The 17195-nt window shown below is 70.3% G+C and carries 13 protein-coding genes; 5 read left to right on the top strand and 8 right to left on the bottom strand.

The window, feature by feature from the left end; translation table 11 throughout:
* Positions 1-49 precede the first annotated feature (49 nt).
* Both HG543_RS02590 and HG543_RS02585 read left to right on the top strand, forming a co-directional pair.
* The gene (locus tag HG543_RS02590) at positions 50-895 is read left to right on the top strand and encodes an NAD(+)/NADH kinase (protein ID WP_169343036.1); all 846 of its coding nucleotides are present in this window, start codon (positions 50-52) and stop codon (positions 893-895) included.
* Positions 896-904: 9 nt separating this feature from the next.
* Positions 905-1669, top strand: a complete 765-nt coding sequence (locus tag HG543_RS02585; RefSeq protein WP_169343035.1) for an ElyC/SanA/YdcF family protein — start codon at positions 905-907, stop codon at positions 1667-1669.
* Positions 1670-1780: 111 nt separating this feature from the next.
* Here HG543_RS02585 and HG543_RS02580 read toward each other — a convergent pair whose 3' ends face one another.
* Complete coding sequence (locus tag HG543_RS02580; protein WP_169343034.1) at positions 1781-3394, bottom strand: bifunctional metallophosphatase/5'-nucleotidase; 1614 nt, start codon at positions 3392-3394, stop codon at positions 1781-1783.
* A 243-nt stretch (positions 3395-3637) separates the two neighbouring features.
* Between HG543_RS02580 and HG543_RS02575 the strand changes: the two genes are divergently transcribed.
* Entirely contained in the window at positions 3638-5536 is a 1899-nt protein-coding gene (locus HG543_RS02575) for an alpha-amylase family glycosyl hydrolase (protein WP_169343033.1), read from the top strand.
* Positions 5537-5590: 54 nt separating this feature from the next.
* Here HG543_RS02575 and HG543_RS02570 read toward each other — a convergent pair whose 3' ends face one another.
* The 5 genes from HG543_RS02570 to HG543_RS02550 all read right to left on the bottom strand — a co-directional run bounded on the left by HG543_RS02570 (position 5591) and on the right by HG543_RS02550 (position 9620).
* Positions 5591-6337 (bottom strand): MBL fold metallo-hydrolase, encoded by a 747-nt coding sequence (locus tag HG543_RS02570; RefSeq protein ID WP_169343032.1) that lies wholly within the window; start codon positions 6335-6337, stop codon positions 5591-5593.
* Positions 6334-6834 carry a pantetheine-phosphate adenylyltransferase gene (gene coaD, locus HG543_RS02565; RefSeq protein WP_169343031.1) on the bottom strand — a complete coding sequence of 167 codons (501 nt, stop codon included), beginning with the start codon at positions 6832-6834 and terminating at the stop codon, positions 6334-6336. The genes HG543_RS02570 and coaD overlap by 4 nt, the downstream gene beginning before the upstream one ends.
* Complete coding sequence (locus HG543_RS02560; RefSeq protein WP_169343030.1) at positions 6831-8048, bottom strand: MFS transporter; 1218 nt, start codon at positions 8046-8048, stop codon at positions 6831-6833. Before HG543_RS02560 ends, coaD begins: the two co-directional genes overlap by 4 nt.
* The gene (locus HG543_RS02555) at positions 8045-8656 is read right to left on the bottom strand and encodes a TetR family transcriptional regulator (RefSeq protein WP_169343029.1); all 612 of its coding nucleotides are present in this window, start codon (positions 8654-8656) and stop codon (positions 8045-8047) included. Before HG543_RS02555 ends, HG543_RS02560 begins: the two co-directional genes overlap by 4 nt.
* Positions 8657-8774: 118 nt before the next feature.
* Positions 8775-9620 carry an alpha/beta fold hydrolase gene (locus tag HG543_RS02550; RefSeq protein WP_169343028.1) on the bottom strand — a complete coding sequence of 282 codons (846 nt, stop codon included), beginning with the start codon at positions 9618-9620 and terminating at the stop codon, positions 8775-8777.
* Between the two features lie 247 nt (positions 9621-9867).
* Here HG543_RS02550 and HG543_RS02545 point away from each other — a divergent pair, with 247 nt between their 5' ends.
* On the top strand, positions 9868-12126 hold the full coding sequence (locus HG543_RS02545; protein ID WP_169343027.1) for a hypothetical protein: 2259 nt from the start codon (positions 9868-9870) through the stop codon (positions 12124-12126).
* A 3-nt stretch (positions 12127-12129) separates the two neighbouring features.
* Here the strand turns inward: HG543_RS02545 and HG543_RS02540 are convergent, their stop codons facing one another.
* Both HG543_RS02540 and HG543_RS02535 read right to left on the bottom strand, forming a co-directional pair.
* Positions 12130-12687: an adenine phosphoribosyltransferase gene (locus HG543_RS02540; RefSeq protein WP_171817948.1), complete on the bottom strand. Its 558-nt coding sequence runs from the start codon at positions 12685-12687 to the stop codon at positions 12130-12132.
* The gene (locus HG543_RS02535) at positions 12684-13670 is read right to left on the bottom strand and encodes a 2-hydroxyacid dehydrogenase (RefSeq protein ID WP_169343026.1); all 987 of its coding nucleotides are present in this window, start codon (positions 13668-13670) and stop codon (positions 12684-12686) included. Before HG543_RS02535 ends, HG543_RS02540 begins: the two co-directional genes overlap by 4 nt.
* 137 nt (positions 13671-13807) lie before the next feature.
* Between HG543_RS02535 and HG543_RS02530 the strand changes: the two genes are divergently transcribed.
* Positions 13808-17071 (top strand): DEAD/DEAH box helicase, encoded by a 3264-nt coding sequence (locus HG543_RS02530; protein ID WP_211193680.1) that lies wholly within the window; start codon positions 13808-13810, stop codon positions 17069-17071.
* Positions 17072-17195 lie beyond the last annotated feature (124 nt).

Here is a 17195-nt window from a genome sequence, read left to right as displayed (position 1 = left end):
GCATTTCAGGGGAGCGCCCGGACGGCCGCCTGGACTAGAACGCACCCGCGTGCAGACCCTGGCAATCGTCGCGAAGAAGGACAAGGCCGAGGCGGCGGCCCTGGCGGCCCAGCTCCGCGAGCGCTACCCGCACCTGACGGTGTTGGGAGACCGCTCGCTGGCGCATGTGCTCGGCTGGCCGCGGGTGGAGGACCGGGAGCTGGCGGCCCGGGCGGACCTCGTCGTGGTGCTGGGCGGTGACGGCACCCTCATCCATGCGGCCCGGATGCTGGGCGGGCGCGGAGTGCCCATCCTCGGCGTCAACCTGGGCAGCCTCGGCTTCATGACCGAGATTCCCGTGGAGGAGCTGTACACCACGCTGGAGTCGGTGATGGCGGGGCGCTTCCAGGTGGACTCGCGCATGAAGCTCACCTGCCGGCTCATCCGCAACGGGCGCACGCTCATCGAGGACGAAATCCTCAACGACGTGGTCATCAACAAGGGCGCGCTGGCGCGCATCGCGGACCACGAGACGTCCATCGATGGCGTGCCCATCACGACCTACAAGGCCGACGGCGTCATCCTCGCCACGCCCACGGGCTCCACGGCGTATTCGCTGTCGGCGGGCGGGCCCATCGTCCACCCCTCGGTGGACTGCACGGTGCTGTCGCCCATCTGCTCGCACGCGCTCACGCAGCGCTCCATCGTCGTGCCGGCGGACCGGGTCATCCGGATTACGCTGCGCAGTGAGACGGCGGACACGTACCTCACGCTGGATGGACAGACGGGCCACGGGCTGCAGGGCGGGGACTGCATCGAGGTGGTGCGCTCACCCAACCGCGTCAACCTGGTGCGCAACCCGCGGGTGGCCTACTTCTCCATCCTCCGGCAGAAGCTCCACTGGGGCGAGCGCTGAAGGGGCGACGTGTTCCTCTTCCTGTCGAAGGTGCTCGACATCTTCCTGGCGCCGCTGTCGTGGGCGCTGCTGTTCCTGCTGATTGGAGCGCTGACGCGGAGGCGGGCGCGGGCATGGACGGTGCTGGGGCTCCTGGTGCTCTACGCGTTCTCCACGGAGGCGGTGTCCACGGCGCTGATGCGCGCGACGGAGGCGGGCGCGGTGTCCACGTTCCGCAAGGACGTGACGTACGACGCCGTCATCGTGCTGGGTGGCGGGTTGGACCCCACGGCCACCGAGCGCTCCGGCCGGCCCGAGTACAACGCCGCCCCCGAGCGGATACTGCGCGGCTTCGAGCTGCTGCGGGAGGGGAGGGCGGAGCGGCTGCTCATCTCCGGCGGCTCGCTGGACCCGAGGCCCGAAGCGGTGGTGGAGGCGGACGTGCTGTCGCGGCAGCTCCAGTCCTGGGGCATTCCGGCGGAGCGAATCTTCACCGAGGGCCGCAGCCGCAACACGCGGGAGAACGCGGTGGAGTCCGAGCGCATCATCCGCAAGCAGGGGTGGAAGACGCTGCTCCTGGTGACGAGCGCCGCGCACATGCCGCGCGCCGCCGGGTGCTTCGCGGCGGTGGGGCTGCGGCCGGACACGCTGCCCGTGGACGTGCGCGCCTCGTCCACGCCGCTGAAGCGCATGAGCTGGCTGCCGCGCGCGGGCAACATCAACCAGAGCACGGACGCCCTACGCGAGCTGGCGGGGCGCGTCGTCTACCAGCGTCGCGGCTGGGCGGTGCCATAGGACGAAGCCCTGCATTCCACCAACGCCTGGGCATGGCTCGTTGCCTCCCGTGGAGGGCACGAGCCGATGGGGCAGGCGCCGTTGAGCCGACCCCGGCGGCCGGCGAAGTGTCTACTTGAGCGGCGCCGGAGGCCGGCGCGCGTCCTTCGTCAGCGAGCTGGCGCCACGCCGGGCAATCCGCCCCTCCGCCTTCACGAGCGGAGCGGGCTTGCCGGTGCGGAACGCCTCCGCCAGCACGTCCAGCGGCGTGCGTCCGTCCTTCAGTGCGGGCGTGGCGGGGTGGCCCTTCAGCATCTCGTAGCCGTCCTTGCCGCCGGCGAGGAAGCTCAGCGTGGCCAGCGTGTACGTGGCCTCCGCGTCCAGCGGCTTGCCGCCCACCTTCACGTCCACCACGCGGTCTCCCGCGGGCCGGGCCGCGTCGTACGTGAAGCGCATGCCGGACACCTGAGGGAAGCGGCCCGGCTTCGCGTCCTCGCGCGCGAGACTGACGCCGTTCTCCAGCGCCGCCTTCAGCGTGGCCCCCTTCACCTCCACCACCACCAGCGCGTCCTCATAGGGGAGGATGGCGTGCAAGTCCCGGCGGGTCATCACCCCGGCCGGCAGCACCACGTCCGCGCGCAGCGCGCCCCCGTTGACCAGCGCCACGTCCGCCCCCGCCGCCGCGCGGAAGGCGTCCGCCACGAAGGAGCCCAGGTTCGTCTCCTTCGTGCGCACCTCCGCGGCCCGCGCCTCCAGCGCCACCGGCGTGCGGCCCACGCGCTCGGAGAGCCGGGCGAACAGCGCGTCGTACGCCTTCATGGCCGCGTTGAACTCCGCGTCCTCCGGCACCTTGCGCGTGACGGGCAGCTTCTTCCACGTCGTCTTGCGCACCGCGCCCGTCGCGCCGTCCACGTCCAGCGTGAGCCGGCCCAGCTCCACCGCGTCCGCCGCCACCTTGAAGATGGGCGTCCCCGTGGAGCGGTCCTCCGCGCCCACGTGGTCATGCCCGCCCAGAAGCGCATCCACCTTCACGCACTTCGCGAGCTGGCGGTCCTGTTCCAGCGTCAGGTGCGTGAGCCCCACCACCACCGTCGCTCCCGCCTCGCGCAGCTTCGCCACCGCGCCCTTCGACGCCTCGCAGAAGTCCGTGAAGTCCGTGTCCGGCCCGACCTTGGACGACGTCTTGGTCTCCGCCAGCACCACGCCGAAGAGGCCCAGCTTCACGCCGCCCACCTCGCGCACGTCGTAGGCCTTCACGCCCGGGAAGAGGTCGCCCGTCTTCGTGTTGACCACGTTGGCGCCCAGCCACGTGAAGCGCGACTCGCGGATGCGCTCGCCCAGCGTCTCGTCGCCGAAGTCGAACTCGTGGTTGCCCAGCACCGCATAGTCCAGGCCGAGCGCGTTCCACGCGTCCACCATCTGCCGGCCCTTGAGCGCCTTGCCGTCCACGTTCAGCAGCGACTCCACCGAGGGCGACAGCGTGTCACCCCCCAGCACCGTCACCACGTGGGGCGACTCCTTCAGCACCTGCTTGCGCAGCGTGGCCACCCGGGCGAGCCCGCCCCGACGTCCTTCCTCCACCGGCTGCACCTGGTACACGTCCGCCAGGTGCAACAGCGTCACCCGCACCGGAGCGGCGGGCGCCGAGGCCGGCGCTCCGAAGGCGTGCCCCGCGGCCAGCACCACGGCCAGCGCGAGCGGCAGGAGCGAGGCCCCACGTCGGGCCGGCGCTGTCGTCGTCTTCATTCGGCTCTTTCTCTCTGGAGGGCGCTCGGCGGCGCGCAGTCCCTGCCGGAGTAGCGCAGTCAGACAGCGAACGCGAGCCCAGGTGTTTTCACACCCCGTCCGGGACGGGCATGACTCCTTGGAGAACCGATGAAACATAACGCGATGTGACATGGTGAAAAGTTACAGAAAAAGGCTCTCTCCCCTTTGCGCAGCCTTCACGCCGATTGCTAGGACCCTAGGCAACCAAGGGAGGTTGTCATCATGCGTTACGGCAACAGGTGGAGTGCACTGCTACTGGCCGGGTGGCTGGTCGGCTGTGGTGAGTCGGGGCTGGATCCGCAGCAAGGCGCAGGTCAGGAGCTTGGCCAGGTCACCCAGAAGCTGAGCGCCTCGACCCGGCCCGGCATGGGCGCCACCGTCTACCCCGGAGGCACGACGTTCCGCGTCTGGGCGCCGAATGCCCAGCGCGTCTGGGTGAAGGGCTCCTTCAACTGGTCCGGCATCGAGCTCGGCAACGAGTTCAACGGCAACTTCTCCGGTGACGTGGCCGGCGCCGGACATGGCCAGGATTACTACTACACCATCCAGAACCAGTGGGGCAGCTACCACGACCGCAAGGACCCGCGGTCGGCGTGGCAGTACAACTCGACGAGCGACAGCAAGATTCTCGACCACAACAACTACGTGTGGCGGAACTCGTTCAGCACGCCGGGCTTCAACGAGATGGTCATCTACGAGATGCACGTCGGCACCTTCGTGGACTCGCCGGGCGGCAATCCGGGCCACTGGCAGAGCGCGATGACCCGGCTGGACTACCTGAAGGACCTGGGCGTCAACATGATCCAGGTCATGCCGGTGATGGAGTTCCCGGGTGACTTCTCCTGGGGCTACAACCCGTCCTTCCCGTTCGCGCCGGAGAGCGTCTACGGGCACCCGAACTACATGAAGGAGTTCGTGGACCAGGCGCACGCGCGCGGCATCGGCGTCATCTTCGACGTGGTGCACAACCACTACGGGCCCACGGACCTGCCCCACACGTGCTTCAACGGCGACTGCATGGGCGCCAACGGCCAGTACTTCTACACCGACTGGCGCAAGAGCACGCCGTGGGGCGACACGCGCCCGGACTACGGCCGCGCCGAGGTCCGCTCCTACATCCGCGACTCGATGATGAGCCTGCTGCACGCCTACCGCGGCGACGGCCTGCGCTGGGACGCCACCAAGTACATGCGCACGTCGGACGGGAGCGCCGAGATTCCGGACGCCTGGCGGGTGTTCCGCTCCATCAACCGCGAAATCAACGCCAACCAGCCGTGGAAGATCAGCATCGCCGAGGACTTCGGCGGGGGTGACTCCATCACCAACGCCTCCACGTCCGACACCTCGGGCGGCGCCGACTTCGACGCGCAGTGGGCGGGCGAGTTCGTGCACCCCATCCGCAAGGCGGTCATCGAGTCGAACGACGCGAACCGGGACATGTTCGCGGTGCGCAATGCCATCACCCAGCGCTTCAGTGGGCGGCACACCTCGCGCATCATCTACTCGGAGAGCCACGACGAGGTGGCCAACGGCCACGCCCGCGTGCCGGAGGAGATCTGGCCGGGCAACGCCGGCAGCTGGGAGGCGAAGAAGCGCTCCACGCTGGCCGCGGGCATCGTCTTCACCTCGCCCGGCATCCCGATGATCTTCCAGGGCCAGGAGTTCCTCGAGGACGGGTACTTCCAGGACACCGACCCGCTCGACTGGTACAAGAACGACGTCACCTATTCGGGCATCCGGTTGATGTACCGGGACCTCATCCGCATGCGCCGCAACTGGTTCAACAACACGCGCGGTCTGCGCGGCGGCAACGTCAACGTCCACCACGTCAACAACACCGGCAAGGTGATTGCCTACCACCGCTGGGAGAGTGGCGGCCCGGGCGATGACGTCATCATCGTGGCGAACTTCAGCAAGACGTACTTCCCCTCGTACAACATCGGCTTCCCGCGTGGCGGCACGTGGTACGCGCGCTTCAACAGCGACGCGAACGTGTACTCGTCCAACTTCGGCAACACGGCCACGCTGAACACCGTGGCGTACAGCGGCGGCAAGGACGGCATGGGCTACAACGGCTCGTTCGCCATCGGGCCGTACTCCGTCGTCATCTTCTCGCAGTGACGCGTGACTGAAGCGGCGCCCCGTCCGGCATGACGGGCGGGGCGTCCTTCGCCGTCACACGTGGTAGCGGCGGCCCTGCGCGAGCGGTTCGATGACGCTCGCGCCGGTGTCGAAGTCGTCCGGGTAGTGGATGAGGCGCATCCGGGCGCGCAGCTCGGCGGGCAGTGCCGCGAGCTTCTCGTAGGGCGTGTGCACGCCGTAGTTCGTCTCGTGAATCATCAGGTCCGCCTCCGAGAGCCAGTCGATGAGGCCCATGTCGAAGGCGGTGTCCGCGCTGTAGCCCAGGCACTTGCCCCCCGCGTGGATGCGCAGCGCGGTGGTGGGCAGGTGGTGGTACGTCATCCGGCTTTCAATCAGGAACGGCCCGTGCCGCACGGTGGACTCCGTGGAGAGCGGCGTGTGCTCGAAGTAGTCCTCGAACTGCTTGTCGCTGGGCCGGGCGCCGTGGCGCTCGATGAGGCACTCCATGCCGGCGGCGAGGTGCCCGTCCCAGAGGCGGTCCGCCACGGCGGGGTGGGCGAGCACCTCCAGCTTCTTCTTGAGCACGAAGAAGGAGAAGTAGCCCAGGCCCTCCAGGCCGGAGGCGTGGTCCGCGTGCAGGTGGGTGAGGGCCACGGCGCTGACGCGGTCCGCGTCGAGCGGCACGCCGGAGGACTCGGAGGCCTCGCGCATCATCTTCCGGATGGGGTGGGGGCAGTCGACCAGCAGCACCTGGCCTTCGGCCTCCACGGCGAGGCACGAGGAGTAGCGCAGGGCGGAGAAGGCATCACCAACGCCGAGGGTGATGAAGGACAGGCTCATGGCCGGAGGCTCCGGGTGGAGGGTGCGAGTCGTTCCCGCAGCTTCGCCGCGACGGCGGGCGGGCAGAAGGCCGAAACATCCTCTCCGCGCGCGACGCGTTCCTTGAGTCCGCTGCTGCTCACCTCGGCCAGGTGGGCCTCGGCGGGGAGGAAGAGGGTGGACAGCTCCGGGGCGAGCACGCGGTTGTTGCGCGCCAGCTCCGTCTCGAACTGGGCGTCGGTGGCGCCGCGCACCCCGCGTAGCAGCACGCTGGCGCCAATGTCGCGCGCGTAGTCGACGATGAGCCCCTCGGTGGCGGCCACGGTGACGTTGGGGTGCTTGCGCACGGCCTCGCGAAGCAGGCCCATGCGCTCGTCGGTGGACAGCAGGTACTGCTTGTTGGGGTTGACGGCCACGATGATGACGACGTGGCTGAAGAGGCGCGCGGCCTGACGGACGACGGACAGGTGGCCGGCCGTGACGGGGTCGAAGCTGCCAGCGTAGACGGCGATGGTCATGAGGACACCTCGGGAGCCGCTTCGGGCGAGAGCGTCCGGGGCGGGTGGAAGGTGAGGGCGGCGTACAGCGTTCCGGCGACACAGAGGGCGGCGGACAGGGCGAAGTGCGTGGAGTACCCGAGGGAGCTGGCGCTGAAGCCACTCACCGCCGCCGCGCCGCCGGTGGCGAGCACCACCAGCGAGGCCTGCACGGTGTAGTCCGTGGCGGCGTGCTCGGGGCGGCACGCGTCCATCATCGCGGTGAAGACGGCGGCGGTGGCCATGCCGCTGGCCACGTGCTCCACCGCGCAGGTGAGCGTCAGCAGGGGCAGGGACGCGGGGCCACCGCGCGCGACGAGGGCGTACAGCAGCACGGCCCCGGCCTGGATGGCGCCGAAGACAAGCAGCGCCCGCCGCCGTCCGAGCCGCGTCACCAGCCCGCCCCCGAGGAGCGCGCCCACGAGGCCCGCGGTGAAGCCCACGCCGCCGAGCATCCAGCCGATGTCGGTGAGCGTCAGGCCCGAGTCCACGAGGAAGGTGCGCAGCATTCCCGTGGCCAGGGCCTCGCCCGCCTTGTAGACGACGAGCAGCGTGAGCCACGCGAGGGCGCCCGGGCGCTTCAGCCACCACGCGAGCCCGAGGCTCTGCGCGGGAGGAGGCTCGGAAGGAGGCTCGCGGTAGAGGGCGATGGGCACGGTGGCGGCGAGCAGCAGGGCGCCCAGCGTGACGAGGGTGGGGCGCCAGCCCACCGCGTCGAAGACGGCGAGCATCAATCCGCCGCCGACAATCATGCCCACGCGGTAGGCGGCCACCTGCACGCCGTTGCCCCAGCCGCGCTCGGCGGGGGCGAGCAGCTCCACCGCGAGCCCGTCCGTGGACACGTCCTGCGTGGCGGCCAGCAGGTTGACGCCCAGCACCGCGGCCAGCAGCAGCGGGGTGCCCGGACCTCCCTCCGGGAGCGCGAGCGACAACAGGAGGCCCGTGGACAGGCACTGCAGCGGGAGGATGTAGCCGCGCCGGCGCCCCCAGTGCCGGGAGCCGTACCGGTCCATGAGCGGCGCCCAGAGGAACTTGAGGGCCCACGGCAGCGCGAGCAGGTGCGCGAGGCCGATGGCGGGCAGGGACAGGCCCTGCTTGCGCAGCAGCACGGGCAGGGCCTGGGTGAAGAAGCCGAACGGCAGGCCCTGCGAGAGGTAGAGGCTGGAGAGCAGCGCGAGCTTCGTCGAGGTCTTCATGAGGCCTCCTCCTTCGCTTCCGCCGTGTCCAGCAGGCCCGCCGCCATGCGCTTCACGGTGCCGGCCGCGGAGCCCGCGGGCACCAGGCCCGGGGCGCTCGCGGAGAGCACGAAGTAGCCCTGCACCGCGGCGAAGAGGCCCGCGGCGATGGTGCGCGCCCTGCGCCGGCCCACCACGTCGGCGACGAGGGACTCCAGCCGCGCCAGGTCCGCGCGCACGACTGCCTCGTAGGCGGCGCGGACCTCGGGCTGGCGGATGGCCTCGGCGCTGATGGTGACCCAGCTCGCCACGGCCTCCGGTGCCGCGTCCTCACCCCGGGAGAGGAACGCGTCGATGAAGGCGTCCACCCGGGCCCGCGAGTCGTCGCTCTTCAGCTTCGCGAGCCGCGTCTCCACCCGCTCTCGCACCCGTGACGCGAGCTGGCCCACCAGGGTGAGGAGGATCTCCTGCTTCCCGCTGAAGTGGTAGTGCACGAGGCCCGGACCGAGCCCCGCCGCCTTCGCGATTTCTCCCACCGAGGCGCGCTCGTAGCCGCGCTCGGCCATGACCTTCAGGAGACCGTCGACGATCTGCTGGCGGCGCTCCTCGGTGTTGGACGGGCGGGGCATGGTGGCCTTGTTTATTGGTTGTGTGACCAACTTATAAACAGGCCATCAGCGGGCGTCAATCCGACGTGGACGCGGCGCCCCGGAGAGCAGGTGTGCGGCGGGGTGGGCCCGCCGGGAATCAAACGGGCGCGGCGCCCGGCGTTTCGAGCGTGGTGTTCACGTAGGTCTCCCGCGCGGAGACGAGCGCCTCGATGCCGGCGGCCACGAGGTCGGGCACCTCGAAGGTGGGATAGTGGCTGACGGCGGGCAGCTTCATGACGTGGAACCACGGGTTCTGGACGCCGAAGGCCACCTGTCCCGCGAGGTAGTCGTGTGACTCCGGCTGCGCGTACAGGTGCAGCGTGGGCGTGGACGGAGCCAGGTTGAGGAGGGCGCGCATCGGGGAGCCTTCACGCGCGTAGGCGGAGGCAATCTCCCGCGCGGCCCGGGCCCACATGTCCTCGCCGAACGCGCCCATGTCCTCGCGCACGAAGCGGATGACGTTTTCGTCGTCCACGCCCTGCAGCCACATGGCGAACAGCCCGTCGCGGGCCTCGCGCCAGCGGTCCGACATCAGGCCCCGCAGCGCGTCGAGGAAGGGCGGGGGTGGCTCGGTGACAATCCAGTCCAGCAGCACGAGCTGTGGGACGCGCTCGGCGCCCAGCTCGCGCCGCAGCTCGATGGCCCACCAGCCCGCGTGGGACAGGCCCACGGGGACGACCTGCCGCGCGCCGCTGGCCTCGATGACGGCGAGCAGGTCATCGAGCACGGTGGTGCTGTCGAAGTCGGTGCCGGCTCCCTCCGAGGCGCCGTGACCGCGCAGGTCCACGGAGAGCACCCGGCGCCGGGAGGCGCAGCGGGGAAGGAGGTCGCGGTAGACGGCCCGGGTGGTGCACCAGCCCGGGATGAAGAGCAGCGCGGGCTCGCCACGACCCACGTCGTCGTAGTGGATGCGGGCACCGTCGCTGGAGCGCACCTCGGGCATGAGACTCCTCCCTCGTGAAGTCCTGGTTCCTTGCAGGTGCGGACTGAGGGCGGCTTCGGCAGCAAGAGGGCGGGGAGTGGCTTCTCCGCCGTCCTGGTGAGCAGGGAGGCAGATGCGGCCCGCGCCGTGAATTCAGGCACTTGCGCCGTTCAGCGTTACGCAAACGTGGGAAAATGGGGGCGGTGTAACCGCGAATCGCCCACCGGCGTAGTCACCGTGCGCCCCCCTCCTCGCCCGGTGTGATGCCATGACGAGCCGCCTTCTCTCCCGCCCCTCCTCTCTTCCCGCCACCAAGGCCGCCGCGGGCCTCAAGGCCGCGACTTCCCCCAAGCCCGCCAGCGCTCCCAAGGCCGCCGTGCCGCAGAACCCGAGCACGGCTCGCAACCTCGCGACCGCGTCCCAGGCGGTCTCGCGCGGCTACAGCGCGAACAGCGGGTTCAGCGCTTCGGCACCGAAGCGGTTGGTGCTCGACTCCGGAGCGGCGCCCGTGGCGCTCACGCCCGGAGGCGCTTCGTTCCGGGTCGCCCAGGGCATCGTGCCCGAGAAGGCGCAGAAGCTCCTTGCCCCGGCGGAGCGCGCGGACGTTCGTTCGGGCAGGGCGCCCGAGGGCATCGTCCCCGAGAAGGCGGAGAAGCTCCTCGCCTTGGGAGGACGCCTTGACATCAACGTGGGTCGGGTGGCTCAGGGCATCGTGTCCGAGAAGGCGAAGGACACGCTCTCCCTGTCGGACCGCACCGTGGGGAAGCGGATCGCCGCGGGCGAGCTGTCCGGTGGGGAGGACCTCGCGGGGCTGCGCCTGAAGCAGTTGCTCATGGGTGGCAAGGTCAATGGCCTGCCGGGGACCGTCTCCTTCAACGCGGTGCAGGGCATCGGAGGGCAGGGGCTGCCCATCGTCGTCCCCGGAGCCGCCGAGGTCACCGAGGCGCAGGAGGCGTACGACGAGGCCGTCGAGGCGAAGGCCGCCGCCGACCAGCGCCTCGCCGCGGACCTGGCCGCCTTCGGCCCCGTGATGAGCGAGGCGGAGCGGCAGGCCTATATCGAGGCCTACTGGGCGCAGGAGGACAACGCCGAGCTGGTCGACGCCGTCAATGAGGCCGGAGACGACCTGAGCGCGGCGCTCAACGAGTACGGCCCCCACCTGGAAGAGGTCGCCGCGAGCGGCCATCCCCAGGCGCAGCAGCAGGCGGCCCTCGCGCTCCAGAACGCGTACGAGTCGCTCGCCACGTCCGACACCCACGCGGACGAGGCCATCGCGTACGCCGAGCGGGTGAACAACTCCCCCGAGCTGGCCGAGTCACTCACCAACGTCTTCGGTGAGGACCTGGAGGAGCGCATCGGCAACGAGGTGCTCGGCGAGGCCGTGCCGCGCGCCCAGTCCGAAATCTACAGCCAGTACCCGAACGACCCGGTCGCCGCCGCACAGGCCTTCCAGGCGCTGCTGACCGGGTTCGAGACGGGCAAGACGCTCCGGGGGCTCGCCCAGGACCTGCAGGACCTCGCGACCCAGGTGGGCGCGCTCGCCGCGGGCGACTACGCGGCCGCCGAGGAGCTCATCCCCGAGGGCACCTCGAAGTTCGCGCAGGCGCTCCAGCTCGCGGGCGTCGCCCAGGGCATCTTCCAGGGCATCCATGGTGAAGGCCTCGACGAGAGGCTGGAGGGCTTCCTGTCCGCGGCCCAGGGCGGCCTGGAGCAGGCCTCCGGAATCCTGGAGCTGTTCGGCCGCACCGACCTGGCGAAGACCGTCGGCGAGTTCGCGAGCAAGCTCGCGCCGTTCATCGACGCGGCGGTGGACATCAACCAGCTCCGGCAGGACATCGAGGCCCTCACGGATGGCGCGAACGCGGGTGAGGTCATCGCGGCCGTCGGCTCGGCCGTGAGCGTGCTCGGCGACGTGCTCTGGTTCACTCCCGTCGGCCAGGTGCTCCAGATTCTCGGGGGCGTCATCAACGAGGTCGGTGGCCTCATCGACGACATCATCAGCGGCGAGGATGCCCGCGAGGAGCTTCGCGAGCAGCGCCTGGAGCTGCTGGAGGCTGCGGGAGTGGGCCCGGAGTCGACCCGCGAGCTGCTGGTGGACAACGTGGAGCTCGCGCGGCTGCTGGGGACCATGGGCCTGTCGGAAGAGCAGTTCCTCGACGAACTCACCCGCGCGGACCGCATCTTCGACGGTGACGACCGCGACGCGGAGATTGCCGTCTGGCAGGGCTACCAGGCCGCGGCGCTCTTCGGCCTCGAAGGCCAGGAGGCGCTCGACTTCGTCGCGCTCTTCCAGGACCTCTCCCCCGAGGAGCAGCTCCGGCTCAACGCGGCGGGCATCGCGGGCCTGGTCTCCTCCACGGACTGGTCCGACCCCGACGCCGAGGAGGTGAACGTCCGGCTCCAGGAGCTGGCCGATACGCTCACCTCGATTTTCGGCGAGGACGCCGTCGAGCGCTTCGGCCTCGACGACGCCACCGTGCGCGACGTCAACACGGACTTCCTCAAGACCTCCCAGCAGGGGCGCTGAGCCTCAGAACGTCAAGAGCGACGTCACCTTGTCAGGGCCGAGCCGCTTCGCGCCCCCGAGGAAGTCCAGGTTGATGAGGAAGCTGTAGCCCACCAGGTCTCCGCCCAGCTTCTTCACGAGCCGCGAGCTGGCCTCGGCGGTGCCGCCCGTCGCGAGCACGTCGTCGACGATGAGCACGCGCTCGCCCTGCTGGAGGGCGTCCTCGTGCAGCTCCAGGCCGTCCGCGCCGTACTCCAGCGAGTAGCGCTCCACGACGGAGCGGTAGGGCAGCTTGCCCGGCTTGCGCGCCGGGACGAAGCCTGCGTGGAGCGCGAGGGCGATGGGGGCGCCCAGCAGGAAGCCCCGGGCCTCGATGCCCACCACCTTGGTGATGTGCTGGCCCCGGAAGGGGGCGGACATGGCGGTGATGACGCGGCCGAACAGGCGCGGGTCGGCCAGCACGGGGGTGATGTCCTTGAAGATGATGCCCGGCTTGGGGAAGTCCGGCACGTCGCGAAGGCGGGCCGTGACATCGTCGACGAGGGTGGTGTCGGGGATGCTCATGATGACGGGCGTGTTCATGGGAAGAGCTCCGGGTTGACGCAGTGGGGAGGCCGCCGTCCCTCCAGCGCGGCCAGCAGGTTGTCCACGGCCATGGAGGCCATGCGGCCCCGCGTGGCGTGCGAGGCGCTCGCGATGTGCGGCGCCAGCAAGACGTTCGGCAGCGTCATCAGCGGGCTGTCCGCCGGCAACGGCTCCGGGTCCATCACGTCCAGCGCCGCCCCGCCCAGCCGTCCCTCGCGCAGCGCTTCAATCAAGGCGTCCTGGTCCACCACGCCGCCCCGCGCCGTGTTGACCAGCAGCGCCCCGGGCTTCATCGCCGCCAGCTCCGCGCGCCCCAGCCAGTGCCGCGTCTCCGCCGACAGCGGGACGTGCAGGCTCACCACGTCCGATTCCGCCAGCAGCGTGCGCTTGTCCACGCGCCGCGCGCCCAGCTCCGCCTCCAGGTCCTTCCGGGGCTGGCGGCTGACATACAGCACGCGCATTCCGAAGCCCCGCGCCCGCCGGGCCACCGCCGCGCCGATGGCGCCCAGGCCGACGATGCCCAGCGTGGCCCCGTGGATGTCCGTGCCCAGCAGCAGGGTGGGGCTCCACGTGCGCCACTTCCCCGCGCGCACGAAGGCGTCCGCCTCCGCCACCCGCCGGGACAGCCCCATCAGCAGGGCGAAGGCGAAGTCCGCGGTGGTCTCCGTCAGCACCCCGGGGGTGTTGCCCACCGGAATCCGCCGGTCGGTACATGCCCGCACATCGATGTTGTCGTACCCCACCGCCACGTTGCTTACCGCCCGCAGGCCCGGCGCCCGGGCGAGCAGCTCGGCGTCCACCCGGTCTGTCAGCAGGGTGACAAGGCCCTCGGCGTGCGCCGCCTCGGCCAGCAGCTCGTTCCGAGACGGGGGCAGCTCTCCTTCCCAGACGCGCAGGTCCACCTCGCCGCCTAGTCGGCCGAGGGCCTCTCCAGGAAGCTGGCGGGTCACGAAGACGCGTGGGCGGACAATCCGGGACATGACGGGGGTTGATGCTCTCACAGCCAAGATGCCGGCGGGTGGGTTCCGCTGGCGGACGCATCGATTTTTCCCGCGAGCGGGAGCCCCGTCGCTGTGGTAGTTCAACGGGTTCCCCGCGGCCATTGGAGCCTGGGGCCTTGCCAGCCGTGCAATCCACCGCCGACATTCGAGACGCCCTCCCTCCTCAGGACACCGTGTGGCTCCGGGCCCTGAAGGCCGAAGTTCAACCCACCACCTTCAAGAAGGGCCGGGAGGTGGCCGAAACGCGCCGCGTCTTCGGTCTTCAGCGCGAGGGCGACCGCATCACCGCCCAGGTCGCCGGTTCGACCGGCGAGCGCTACCAGGTCGCCCTGCAACTGGGAGACGGAAAGGCCACGTCCACCTGCACCTGCCAGTCGTGGAACGTGTACGGTCCCCACTGCAAGCACGTGGTGGCCGCCGCCCTCATCTACGCCGCGCGCTTCCGGCCTCCCGGGCCCCCCGCGCAGCGTCCCGTCGTCCCCAAGCCCCCCGAGCCCGAGCCCGAGCCCACCAACGAGGTGGTCGACGACGAGGTCCCGGTGGAGCCGATGACGCCGGGCATCGACCCGGTGAACCTGCCAGCGCTCGCCAAGGTGGAGAGCTGGCTGGGTCTGTCCTCTCAGCCGGACTACGAGTTCTTCTACCGCCTGACGCCCTCCAGCACCGGCAACGGAGGCCGGCACTGGGTGGTGGACGTGCGCCGGCAGGACGCGCAGACCAAGGGCCCCATCCACGTCAAGCGCCTGCTCCAGACGGGCGGCCGCATCGCCCCCGCGGACGAGCGCGTCTTCATGATGCTCTCGCGCCACGAGCACCGGTATGACTCGCGCATCGTCCTCTCCGACGAGGACCTGAGCGAGGCGCTGGAGCAGTTGCGCACCCGCCGCGTCATCTACCGCGGCACGGCGCTCATCAACACGGAAGTGCCCGTGCGCCCGCAGATCCGTCTGGAGTCGCGTCCGGACGGCGCCACCGCGCGCATCGAGCTGCTCTTCCCGGACGGCGCCAGCTACTCGCTGAAGGACGTCATCCTCCTGTCGGGGAAGAAGACCTGGGTCATCCAGGGACAGAACCTGCACGCGGTGGAGCCCGACTTCCCGCCCCGGCTGCTGCGCAAGTGGCTGCTGGAGCCGAGCATGTCCTTCCCGGCCGGGCAGCTGGACCGGGTGCTGACGTTCTTCGCCGCGCACCTGCCGCGCTTCCGCATGGCGCTGAAGGCGGACGACATCGACGTGGACGAGTCGGTGGAGCCGCGCTTCATGCTGACCCTGGAGGGCAACCCGGAGAAGGTGAAGGTGCAGCTGGCCGCCCGCTACGGGCAGACCACCGTGCCGGTGTCCCCCACGGCCACGCACCTGGGCTACGCCAGCGGCGTGGGCGCGGACAGCCGCAAGCTGTACCGCCGCCGCGAGGACGTGGAGCGCGCCGCCGGCAAGCTCCTCCTGGAGCTGGGCCTGAAGTTCGAGCCGCAGAGCTCCGTGTTCGACGCCACCGGTGACGTCGCGCTGGAGTTCTGGGCCCGCGGGCTCGCCTCGCTCCCCGCGGAGTGGGAGCGCTTCGGCGTGCAGGCCCCCAAGGTGCGCCTGCGTCCCAAGCTCAAGCCGCGCATCCGCGTGGGCATGAGCGGCGTGCAGTGGTTCGACCTGGACGCGGAGTTCGTCACCGACGACCAGGCCGTGGACCTGGGCGCCGTGCGCATGTGGCTGGACTCCGGCCGCCGCTTCGTCCCGCTGAAGGACGGCACCTTCGCCGAGGCCGACCCCGCGGAGATCAAGCGCGTGGCGGACCTGTTGGAGGAGGCCGGCGCCATGCCGGGCCGCACGCGCACGCGCCTGCCGCTGCACCAGGCCGTTGCCCTGGACCTGCTCGCCGACCTGGGCGAGTTCACCGAGGTGGAGGCCAAGGCGCGCCAGGCCATGCTGGAGCTGCGCGAGACGGCCGGCGTGCCGAAGGTGGCCGTGCCCGAGGGGCTCAACGCCACGCTGCGCCACTACCAGGAGGCGGGCCTGTCCTGGCTCTGGTTCCTGCGCCGCCACGGCCTGTCCGGCATCCTCGCGGACGACATGGGTCTCGGAAAGACGGTGCAGTCGCTGAGCCTCATGCAGAAGGTGGCCAACGACGAGGGGCGCAAGCCGTCGCTCGTGGTGGCCCCCACCAGCGTGCTCGCCAACTGGGAGCGCGAGGCCGAGCGCTTCACGCCGGGCCTCAAGGTCATGGTGTGGCACGGCCAGGACCGCAAGGAGCGCGCGGAGGACCTGAAGGGGATGGACCTGGTGCTCACCTCGTACGCCCTCGTGCGTCGGGATTTGGACCAGCTCTCCCAGGTGGGCTTCCGCTACGTCATCCTGGACGAGGCGCAGAACATCAAGAACGCGGACAGCGCCACCGCGCAGGCGTGCAAGTCACTGCCCAGCGAGACGCGCCTGGCGCTCACCGGTACGCCGCTGGAGAACCGCCTGTCGGAGCTGTGGAGCATCTTCGACTTCCTCATGCCGGGCTTCCTCGGCAGCGCGGACGGCTTCGGGGACCGCTACGAGCAGCCCATCCAGGTGGCCAACGACCCCACCGTGAAGGACCGGCTGCGCCGCCGCATCCAGCCCTTCATCCTCCGCCGTCTGAAGACGGAGGTGGCCAAGGACCTGCCGCCCAAGACGGAGAGCATCGCCTGGTGCGAGATGGAGCCCGGCCAGGCCGCCCTCTACCGCGAGGTGCTGGAGGAGAGCCGCCGCAAGGTGAGCGAGTCCATCGAGAAGGTGGGCTTCAAGCGCAGCCGCGTGTCCATCCTCGCCGCGCTGATGCGCCTGCGTCAGGTGTGCTGCGACCCGCGCCTGCTCAAGATGCCGCCCGGCACGCTGCTGCCCTCCAGCGCCAAGGTGGAGCGCTTCCTCGAGCTGGTGGAGGACCTGGTGGCCGAAGGGCACCGCGCGCTCGTCTTCAGCCAGTTCACGGAGATGTTGGAGCTGCTCAAGACGGAGGCGGACAAGAAGGGCCTGCGCTACCTCTACCTGGACGGCCGGACGAAGGACCGCATGGGCAAGGTGGACGAGTACAACCAGCCCGACGGGCCGCCGCTGTTCTTCATCTCCTTGAAGGCGGGCGGCACCGGCCTCAACCTCACCGCGGCGGACTACGTCATCCACTTCGACCCGTGGTGGAACCCCGCCGTGGAGGACCAGGCCACGGACCGTACCCACCGCATCGGTCAGACGCGCGCCGTCATCAGCTACAAGCTGATTACCCGCGGCACCGTGGAGGAGAAGATCCTCTCCCTCCAGCGCCGCAAGCGGGATTTGGCCGCCGGAGTCCTCGGCACGGACGGCGACGAGATGGGCCGGACGCTCACCGAGCAGGACATCCAGGAGCTGTTCACCGAAATCTGAGGGGTTGCGTGGTTGGGGCTCACACGGAGCCCCTCTCCCACCCGCACGGCAGACGTGCGCTCGACCCGAACGCCTGTGCAGTGTCAGGGGGACCTGCTAGGGTGTTCAGTCACCAGGGCCGTCG

It is taken from the genome of Pyxidicoccus fallax (genome assembly GCF_012933655.1).
GTDB classification, from domain to species: Bacteria; Myxococcota; Myxococcia; order Myxococcales; family Myxococcaceae; genus Myxococcus; species Myxococcus fallax.
Note: the sequence above shows the minus strand (reverse complement) of the source record. Positions and strands in the feature narration are given on the sequence as shown.

Excerpts from the sequence above, each read along its gene's own strand:
- HG543_RS02580 (WP_169343034.1), bottom strand. The coding sequence starts at position 3,394 with ATGAAGACGACGACAGCGCCGGCCCGACGTGGGGCCTCGCTCCTGCCG.
- HG543_RS02575 (WP_169343033.1), top strand. The coding sequence starts at position 3,638 with ATGCGTTACGGCAACAGGTGGAGTGCACTGCTACTGGCCGGGTGGCTG.
- HG543_RS02570 (WP_169343032.1), bottom strand. The coding sequence starts at position 6,337 with ATGAGCCTGTCCTTCATCACCCTCGGCGTTGGTGATGCCTTCTCCGCC.
- coaD (WP_169343031.1), bottom strand. The coding sequence starts at position 6,834 with ATGACCATCGCCGTCTACGCTGGCAGCTTCGACCCCGTCACGGCCGGC.
- HG543_RS02560 (WP_169343030.1), bottom strand. The coding sequence starts at position 8,048 with ATGAAGACCTCGACGAAGCTCGCGCTGCTCTCCAGCCTCTACCTCTCG.
- HG543_RS02555 (WP_169343029.1), bottom strand. The coding sequence starts at position 8,656 with ATGCCCCGCCCGTCCAACACCGAGGAGCGCCGCCAGCAGATCGTCGAC.
- HG543_RS02550 (WP_169343028.1), bottom strand. The coding sequence starts at position 9,620 with ATGCCCGAGGTGCGCTCCAGCGACGGTGCCCGCATCCACTACGACGAC.
- HG543_RS02545 (WP_169343027.1), top strand. The coding sequence starts at position 9,868 with ATGACGAGCCGCCTTCTCTCCCGCCCCTCCTCTCTTCCCGCCACCAAG.
- HG543_RS02540 (WP_171817948.1), bottom strand. The coding sequence starts at position 12,687 with ATGAACACGCCCGTCATCATGAGCATCCCCGACACCACCCTCGTCGAC.
- HG543_RS02535 (WP_169343026.1), bottom strand. The coding sequence starts at position 13,670 with ATGTCCCGGATTGTCCGCCCACGCGTCTTCGTGACCCGCCAGCTTCCT.